We start from the raw sequence: 5,465 nt of genomic DNA on the forward strand, positions 1-5,465 counted from the left end.
ATGGCAGCGAGCCTCTGCTCCTCGGCCTTCTGCTTGGCCGCCTTTTCGGCATCGAGGGCCGCCATCTTGCGGCCAGCGGGCGAATCGATGCGACCCATGCGTGCCGTCTCGGTGACCGAGCCGTCATTGTTGAGCGACGGCGGATCGATCGGCACGCGTTCGCCGCGTGCGCGGCGCTTGGACCAGTCGGAGACGATGCTGGCTTCCTTGATACCGGCAATGGTCGGCTTGGGCGCCGGCACGCTGGCCTTGACCGCGCCGCTGAACGCAGCGTCGTAGGTGCTCATGTAGGAGTTGTAGGCACTCTTCAGCGAATCAGGCTGCGTCGTCGCCGGGCAGGCGCCGGCCGGATCGAATGTCTGACCGTCGGCGGCAACCTGGTTGAAGACATAACGCTTCTCGCAGACATCGACCTTCGGCGGCACCTTGGTGATCTCGAAATTGTCGTAGCCGACCTTCAGCATCTTCCAGAAGTCGTAATTCGGGTCGTTGCGGTAGCGCGCCATGTTGGCGGCGGTCATGCGGAACGGAAACGCCTGGATCTGGAACTCGGTCTGGCCGCCCTGGAAGGCGTCGCGGCCAAAGGCATAGATCTGCTCGATCTGCGCATCGGTCATCGAATAGCAGCCCGAAGACGAACAGGCGCCGTGCACCATCAAATTGGAGCCGGTACGGCCATTGGCGCGGTCATAGGCGTTGGGATAGCCGATGTTGAAGGACAAATGGTAGTTCGAGCGCGGATTCATCTGCGCCGGGCGCACCGTGTAGAAGCCTTCCGGCGCCTGGCGGTCGCCTTCGGTGTATTTCGGCCCGAGCTTGCCCGACCATTTGCAGATGTCGTAGCTGGCGACCATGTCGTAGCGGCCGTTGGTCTTGGCCTTCCAGATCTCGAGCTTGCCTTCTTCCTTGAAGATGCGGGCCATCACCGACGAGGTGCGGACCATGCCCTTGGCCCTCATGTCGGCGAGGATCTTGTCGGGCAGCGGCTTGTTGGCCTCCGGGGCAAAATCCTTCATCGACGAATTGTTGCAGCCGGCAACGCCGAGGGCAGCGATCAGGATTCCGGTGCGGGCAAGCTTGACAAACATGGCTACGGATATCGTCTTTTCTCTGGCGCCAGGACGCTTCCTGCCCCGGCTGCTACACTGCGCATCGACGGACCCTAAGCCCGTTAACCCTAATAAATTCCTTACCGCAAGTGCCGACGCATCCCCCTGCGGCAGTCTCATTGAGCCGAATGCAGCGGCATTTTTGTGGCAAAAATGCTCCGCCCCGCCACATTGTTGCGGCCAAGGCTGCCTGTGGTCAGAGACTGCGGCCCATGGCCAGGTATTTTTCGCGGCGCTGCTCGCGGAAATCGGTGTTGGCGCCGGCAAAATCCTTCATCGTCCTGGCGATGAGGTCTCCGGTCGCGGCGATCACCGTTTCGGCGCCGCGATGCGCACCGCCGAGCGGCTCGGGGATGATGGCGTCGATGATCTTCAGCTCCAGAAGGTCCTGCGCGGTGATCTTCATGTTGGTCGCCGCGTCCTTCGATCGCGTCGTGTCGCGCCACAGGATCGAGGCGGCACCTTCCGGCGAAATCACCGAATAGATGGCGTGTTCGAGCATGTAGACGCGGTTGGCGGTGGCGATGGCAATGGCGCCGCCCGAACCGCCTTCGCCGATGACCACCGAGATCGACGGTACTTTCAGGCCGAGACAGGTCGAGGTTGAACGGGCGATAGCCTCCGCCTGGCCGCGCTCCTCGGCATTGACACCGGGATAGGCGCCCGCCGTGTCGACCAGCGTCAGCAGCGGGATCTTGAAGCGGTCGGCGAGTTCCATCAGCCGTACCGCCTTGCGGTAGCCCTCCGGGCGAACCGATCCGAAATTGTGCTTCAGGCGGCTGGCTGTGTCGGAACCTTTTTCCTGGCCGATGATGGCAATGGGTTCGCCGCGGAAACGGGCGAAACCGCCGACGATCGCCTGGTCCTCACCGAAATTGCGGTCGCCGGCCAGCGGCGTGAAATCGGTGAACAGGCCCTTGATATAGTCGACGCAATGCGGCCTGTCGGGATGGCGAGCCACCTGCACCTTCTGCCACGGCGTCAGCGCCTTGTAGGCGTCGCGCAGCGCGTCGCGGGAGCGCTTCTCGAGACGGCTGATCTCGTCGCCGACATCGACCGCCTCGCCATTCTCGGCAAGCTTCTTCAGCTCGAGGATCTTGCCCTCGAGGTCCTGCACCGGCTTTTCGAAATCGAGGTAATTATACATGCGTGAGCGGACCGATACGTCGGAAGGCAGTGGCTGACGGAACCCTTGAATCCAAGGCTCCGGGCGGTGAAATGTCGTCCTCACATAGCGATATGAGGCCTAGTCGGCAAGCGGATGATGATCGTTGACCAGCCGCACCAGCCGCTCTTCCAGCACATGGGTGTAAATCTGTGTCGTCGATATGTCGGCATGGCCAAGCAATTGCTGCACGGCCCGGAGATCGGCGCCGTTCTGCAGGAGATGGCTGGCGAAAGCATGGCGCAGCACGTGCGGCGAGATCTTCGCCGAGGCGATGCCGGCCCTTGCCGCCAGCCCCTTCAGGTCACGCGCGAAGACCTGGCGCGAGAGATAGCCGCTGTCGGAGGCGGCCGGAAACAGGAACGGACTGTCGGCAAAGGCGGGCACCCTGGCGCGGGCGGCAAGCCAGGTCTTCATCGCCGTGCGTGCCTTGGCCGAGAGTGGCACCATGCGCTCCTTGTCGCCCTTGCCGCGCACCATGAAGAAACGGTCGTCGCGCTGCGCCACCGTCACCGGCAGGCCGACCAGCTCGGAAACGCGCAGGCCGGTGGCGTAAAGCACCTCGACCAGCGCATGCAGGCGCAGTGACGCCAGACTGTCCCCATCGCCCGACGAGGCATCGCCGGCCTCAAGCGCCGCACGGTCGATCAGCCGGCCGGTGTCCGCCTCGCTCATCGTCTTGGGCAGCGGGCGGCCCTTTCTTGGACTGTCCAGCGTGCCGGTCGGGTCATCGCCGCGCAGGCCTTCGGCGTAGAGGAATTTGAAGAACTGGCGGATCGCCGACAGTTTGCGCGCCTGCGACGTGGCGGCAAAGCCGCGGGCGGCAATGTCGTCGAGATAGGTGCGGATATCGGCGGCGGCGGCACCAGCCAGCCCGCCATCGATCGCGCCAGAAGCGTCCTCGAGGTCGCGGCGGTAGGAGGAAAGCGTATTTTCAGCCGCGCCCCGCTCGGCGCTCAGCATTTCCAGAAAGGCTTCGATGCGGGCGGCGCTGTTCATTCAACTTTTCTTCGGGTTCAGCTTTTCTTGGGGTTCAGCTTTTCCGGAGGGATGCGCACGCTCATTTCGCCCTTCTTTGGCTCGACGAACATCACCAGTGCGAACATCGCACCATAGGCAATACCTGCCAGAATCGCTGTTACCACGACAAAGCGAAACAGTGTCGGCATCAATTTTCGCCCGTCTTCTTGTTCTGCGTTTCCAAACCCTGTCCCCTTATGGGACGCCAATCCGGCCAATTCAAGGAAGAAGCGGAGGCCTGTTAGCAACTTCTGATGCAGACCCTGCTGGTCCATGTCGGGTTCAAGGCGCTTGCCACGCTTGACGCAAACGGGCTTTTCATGTCGATACGCCGGCAAAGAGGGCCTTCGAAACATCCGATGAACGCGTTGCCAGCAAATCCTCCAGACGAGACCTACGCCGCGTTGCTTGGCCGGCTGGGCAGCCGTTCCGTCGTCTTCGTCGGATTGATGGGTGCCGGCAAGACGGCGATCGGCCGCAAGGTGGCGACGATGCTGGCGCTGCCCTTCATCGACAGCGACCAAGAGATCGAAAGCGTCTCGCGCATGACCGTTCCGGAGCTGTTCGAGCGCTATGGCGAGACCGAATTCCGGGCGCTGGAGCAGCGCGTCATCCTGCGCGTGCTGGAAAACGGCCCGCAGGTGCTGTCGACCGGCGGCGGCGCCTTCATGAATGCGCAGACGCGCGAGGCGATTGCAGCGCAGGGCGTGTCGGTATGGCTGAAGGCCGAGCTCGATCTTCTGATGGACCGCGTCTCCAAGAAACAGAACCGGCCGCTCCTGAAAAGCGACGACCCCCGCGCCGTGCTGGAGCGGCTGATGGGCGAGCGCTATCCGGTCTACGCGACATCCGACGTCACAGTGCCGACCCGCGATGATCGCAAGGAAGTCATCGCGACCGAAGTGGTGGACGCGCTGTGCCGGCATTTCGGCATCGATGAGGCGGCTGCGACGGGCGAGGTGGAATCGTGAGCATCGAGGCACCCGTCGTCGTCGAAGTCGGCCTTGGCGATCGGACCTATGACATTCTGATCGGCTCGGGATTGTTGTCCCGCGCGGGCGCCGAGATATCGGGTCGCCTGCCGGGCACACGCGCCGCGGTCGTCACCGACGCCAATGTCGCGGCAGCGCATCTCGATGCGCTCAAGGCCGGGCTCGACACGGGTGGCATCCAGCCCGCCATCATCACGCTGCCGCCCGGCGAGAAGACCAAGAGTTTTGCCCATCTCGAGGAAGTGGTCGACGGTGTTCTGGCTGCGAAACTGGAGCGCGGCGACATCGTCATCGCCTTCGGTGGCGGCGTTATTGGCGACCTTGCGGGCTTTGCCGCCGGCATCGTGCGGCGCGGCATGAATTTCGTGCAGATCCCGACCTCGCTGCTGGCGCAGGTCGATTCCTCGGTCGGCGGCAAGACCGGCATCAACAGCCCACGCGGCAAGAACCTCGTCGGCGTCTTCCATCAGCCGAAACTGGTGCTGGCCGACACCGGAGTGCTCGACACGCTGCCGATCCGCGAATTCCGCGCCGGCTATGCCGAACTCGCCAAATACGGGCTCATCGACCGGCCAGAATTTTTCACCTGGCTGGAAAAGAATTGGGCCCAGGTTTTTGCCGGCGGGCCGGAGAGGACGCAGGCGATCGCCGAAGCCTGCCGCGCCAAGGCCGACGTGGTTGCGCGCGACGAGTTCGAGACCGGCGACCGCGCGCTGCTCAATCTCGGCCACACATTCGGCCACGCGCTGGAAGCCGCCACCCAATATGACGGAAGCCGCCTCGTCCATGGCGAAGGCGTCGCCATCGGCATGGCGCTGGCCTACCGGTTCTCGTCGCGGCTCAATCTGGCCAGCCCCGACGATGCCGCGCGCGTCGAGGCGCATCTGCGCGCCGTCGGCCTGCCCTGGCGGATAGCCGACATATCGGGCGATCTGCCTGACGCCGAGGCGCTGCTGGCATTTATCACCCAGGACAAGAAGGTGTCGCGCGGCGCGCTGACCTTCATCCTGACGCGCGGCGTCGGCCAAGCTTTCATTGCCAAGGATGTTCCGGCATCGGAAGTGCTGTCGTTTCTGACAGAAAACCATCCGGACCAGCAGAAAATGCGGCCGAGATGACCAACGAGCCCGGCTGGATCGTCGTTGCCGTCCTTGCCATCCTCATCGTGCTGCTCGTTGC

Annotated in this window: 6 protein-coding genes; 2 read left to right on the forward strand and 4 right to left on the reverse strand. The window is 63.5% G+C overall.

Annotation, left to right across the window (positions count from 1 at the left end; genetic code table 11):
* The 4 genes from EN749_RS29785 to EN749_RS29800 form a co-directional block, all read right to left on the reverse strand.
* Positions 1 to 1,088 (reverse strand): murein L,D-transpeptidase family protein (locus EN749_RS29785; protein ID WP_145991052.1); only part of this gene is annotated, 1,088 nt, incomplete at its 3' end.
* Between the two features lie 217 nt (positions 1,089 to 1,305).
* Complete coding sequence (locus EN749_RS29790; protein ID WP_063173172.1) at positions 1,306 to 2,256, reverse strand: acetyl-CoA carboxylase carboxyltransferase subunit alpha; 951 nt, start codon at positions 2,254 to 2,256, stop codon at positions 1,306 to 1,308.
* 99 nt (positions 2,257 to 2,355) lie between these two features.
* Positions 2,356 to 3,273 carry a site-specific tyrosine recombinase XerD gene (locus tag EN749_RS29795; RefSeq protein ID WP_128364501.1) on the reverse strand — a complete coding sequence of 306 codons (918 nt, stop codon included), beginning with the start codon at positions 3,271 to 3,273 and terminating at the stop codon, positions 2,356 to 2,358.
* A 17-nt stretch (positions 3,274 to 3,290) separates the two neighbouring features.
* Positions 3,291 to 3,443 carry a histidine kinase gene (locus EN749_RS29800; RefSeq protein ID WP_127266685.1) on the reverse strand — a complete coding sequence of 51 codons (153 nt, stop codon included), beginning with the start codon at positions 3,441 to 3,443 and terminating at the stop codon, positions 3,291 to 3,293.
* A gap of 210 nt (positions 3,444 to 3,653) precedes the next feature.
* On the opposite strand from EN749_RS29800, the gene EN749_RS29805 reads away from it, so the two are divergent.
* Together EN749_RS29805 and aroB are read left to right on the forward strand one after the other, a co-directional pair.
* Positions 3,654 to 4,265 carry a shikimate kinase gene (locus tag EN749_RS29805; RefSeq protein ID WP_127809177.1) on the forward strand — a complete coding sequence of 204 codons (612 nt, stop codon included), beginning with the start codon at positions 3,654 to 3,656 and terminating at the stop codon, positions 4,263 to 4,265.
* A complete protein-coding gene (gene aroB / locus EN749_RS29810; protein WP_128288225.1) occupies positions 4,262 to 5,404 on the forward strand; it encodes a 3-dehydroquinate synthase in 1,143 nt (380 codons plus the stop codon). Before EN749_RS29805 ends, aroB begins: the two co-directional genes overlap by 4 nt.
* The last annotated feature ends 61 nt before the right edge of the window (positions 5,405 to 5,465 follow it).

Source organism: Mesorhizobium sp. M7A.F.Ca.ET.027.02.1.1 (genome assembly GCF_004022985.1).
Taxonomy (GTDB): Bacteria; Pseudomonadota; Alphaproteobacteria; order Rhizobiales; family Rhizobiaceae; genus Mesorhizobium.